The sequence below is a fragment of the Mesorhizobium sp. M2A.F.Ca.ET.039.01.1.1 genome, from assembly GCF_003998035.1.
Lineage (GTDB): Bacteria > Pseudomonadota > Alphaproteobacteria > Rhizobiales > Rhizobiaceae > Mesorhizobium.
Window position 1 is genome coordinate 1 of the sequence record NZ_RZRY01000895.1, and the last position, 2,177, is coordinate 2,177.

Below are 2,177 nucleotides of genomic sequence, written 5' to 3' on the forward strand. Positions count from 1 at the left end.
GGCGTCGACCGCACGGCGCCGAGCGCCGCGCGTTTGCGCTCGTCGAGCGGGACCGCCGGGCCGCCGATCTCGTCGGAACGGCAGATCGGGTCGTCCGGCTCACCGGGGCAGCCGCGCGAGACGGCGGCCGACAGCACGCAATGCTTGCCGCTTTTGGCCGCCGCCACGAAGAGGTCGCGCATCGCCGGGAACAGCACTTCGGGCGGCCCGACCAGCAGCGTCGAGATGTCGTCGGTCTCGATCCTCAGCCTGTCGCGGTAAGGATCGAGCGCGCCCAACGCGCCGAGGATGACGCCGACGAAATCGTCGGCCATGGGATAAAGGGAAATCTGTGCGCCGGAAAACATGGCCCGCCTCGCTCCGCTGGTATTATCCAGATCAGCTTTAGGGTCCGGAGGCTTGCCGCCACCATCTCAGCCCCGACCGTACGGAGCACCCCTGTGGATGGGCGCGTTAAAGCACTGTTTGCCAGGTTGGGGAAGCGGTTTTTTGCGACGCCAATTGGGCCACGAGTTTCATCTCCCCTAGGGGAGATGCCGGTGGTTATAAGATTTTCACGAATTTCTTATAACGAACTTGCAATCGACTTGGCGGCGCGCAATTATAAGAAAATTTCAGGAATCTTATAACGCACAATAGCAGCGCCATGAAGACCATCGACCTCGCCTACCGCACCCTCTACGCCGAGTTGGTGCAGCGCAGCCTCGATGCTTCCTTCGAGACGGATTTCTCGACGGCGGGCAATTTCGTGCGCGTGCCGGTGAAGGGCCGCGACTACTGGTATTTCGAGGAAACCCGCCCCGAGAAAAAGAGGCGTTATGTCGGTCCGGCCGAGGATCCCGAGATCGCCAGTCGGGTTGCGGCCTTCAGGGAGATCAAGGGCGACCTCAAGAGCCGCCGCAAGCTGGTCTCCACGCTTGTCCGCGATGCCGGCCTGACCGCACCCGAGACCTTCACCGGCGATGTCGTCGAGGCGCTGGAAAAGGCGGGGCTCTTCCGGCTGCGCGCGGTGCTGGTGGGCACCGTCGCTTTCCAGACCTATGCCGGGCATCTCGGGGTGCGATTGCCGGGTGCCGCGCTGCAGACAGGCGATGCCGATTTCGCACAGTTCCATTCCGTTTCGGCCGAAGTGGAAGACAGCATGCCGCCGGTCATCGACGTGCTGAAGGCAGTCGATCCGACGTTTCGCGAAATCCCGCACCGGACCGATGCCGGCCGCGCGACGCAGTACGAGAACGCCTCGCGCTACCGGATCGAGTTCCTCACCCCCAACCGCGGCAGCGACGAGCATGCCGACCGCGCCAGCCTGATGCCTTCGCTCGGCGGCGCCTCGGCGCAGCCGCTGCGCTTCCTCGATTTCCTGATCCGCGACCCGGTGAGGACGGTGCTGCTGCATCGCTCCGGCGTGCCGGTGCTTGTCCCCTCGCCCGAACGCTTCGCCGTTCACAAGCTGATCGTGGCGACCCGCCGCGAGCGAGGCGCGGCGGCGAAGCGGGAGAAGGACCTGCATCAGGCGGGCCTGCTGGTCGAGGCGCTGGATACGACGCGCCGACAGGATGACCTTGCACTGGCTTTCGCGGAAGCGTGGGAGCGCGGCGACGCCTGGCGGGACGCATTGCGGAAGGGCTTGAGCCTGCTGAAGCCGGACAGGCATGAGATGGTCCAGTCGATCTTGGGGCGAGCGCTTGGCGAAATCGGCGTGCAGCTCGAAGGCTTTCCGATGCGGATTGCCTGATCTCAACCTCAAGACGAAGCATATCGTTCAAATTGTACGAACCGCGCTTGACCTGACTTCGTACATAAAGTACGATGCTTTCTTTGAGGGAATCTGCTTGAACACCGCGAACCATGCCGCTTTTGCCGACCTCTCCCGCCCTTTGCTGTCACCGCTGCCGCTCACCGAGCGCGAGCGCCTCGCCGGCGCCTGGCGCATGGCCAGCCAGGACATCGCCGACGATATCCGCTTCATCCGGCAGTATCTGAAGGTGATCGCCGAGAAGGACGAACGGCTGTCGACCGGCGCGCTTGTGCACGGCCGCGCCTATGTGGAGGCCTGCGCCGCCTGGCTGCCGGAGACGATGGCGCGGTATCTGCGAAACCTCAGGCTGATCAGCGAGTGCGAAAGCGCGATGATCGCGGCGGGGGTGAGGTTCGCCAAGTCGAGCGATGCCTGGTGA

General features: G+C 64.2%; 3 protein-coding genes and 1 riboswitch. Of the genes, 2 read left to right on the forward strand and 1 reads right to left on the reverse strand.

The features are described 5' to 3' along the window. On the reverse strand, positions 1-347 hold a 347-nt coding region (locus tag EOA24_RS35220), incomplete at its 3' end, for a Ykof family thiamine-binding protein (protein WP_245501927.1). Then, positions 338-450: riboswitch (TPP riboswitch) on the reverse strand. Its footprint overlaps the gene before it by 10 nt. Before the next feature lie 196 nt (positions 451-646). On the opposite strand from EOA24_RS35220, the gene EOA24_RS35225 reads away from it, so the two are divergent. Both EOA24_RS35225 and EOA24_RS35230 read left to right on the forward strand, forming a co-directional pair. Further along, positions 647-1,735, forward strand: coding sequence for a GSU2403 family nucleotidyltransferase fold protein (locus EOA24_RS35225; RefSeq protein WP_126083392.1), 1,089 nt, complete (start codon positions 647-649; stop codon positions 1,733-1,735). Between the two features lie 97 nt (positions 1,736-1,832). After that, entirely contained in the window at positions 1,833-2,177 is a 345-nt protein-coding gene (locus tag EOA24_RS35230; protein ID WP_126083393.1) for a hypothetical protein, read from the forward strand.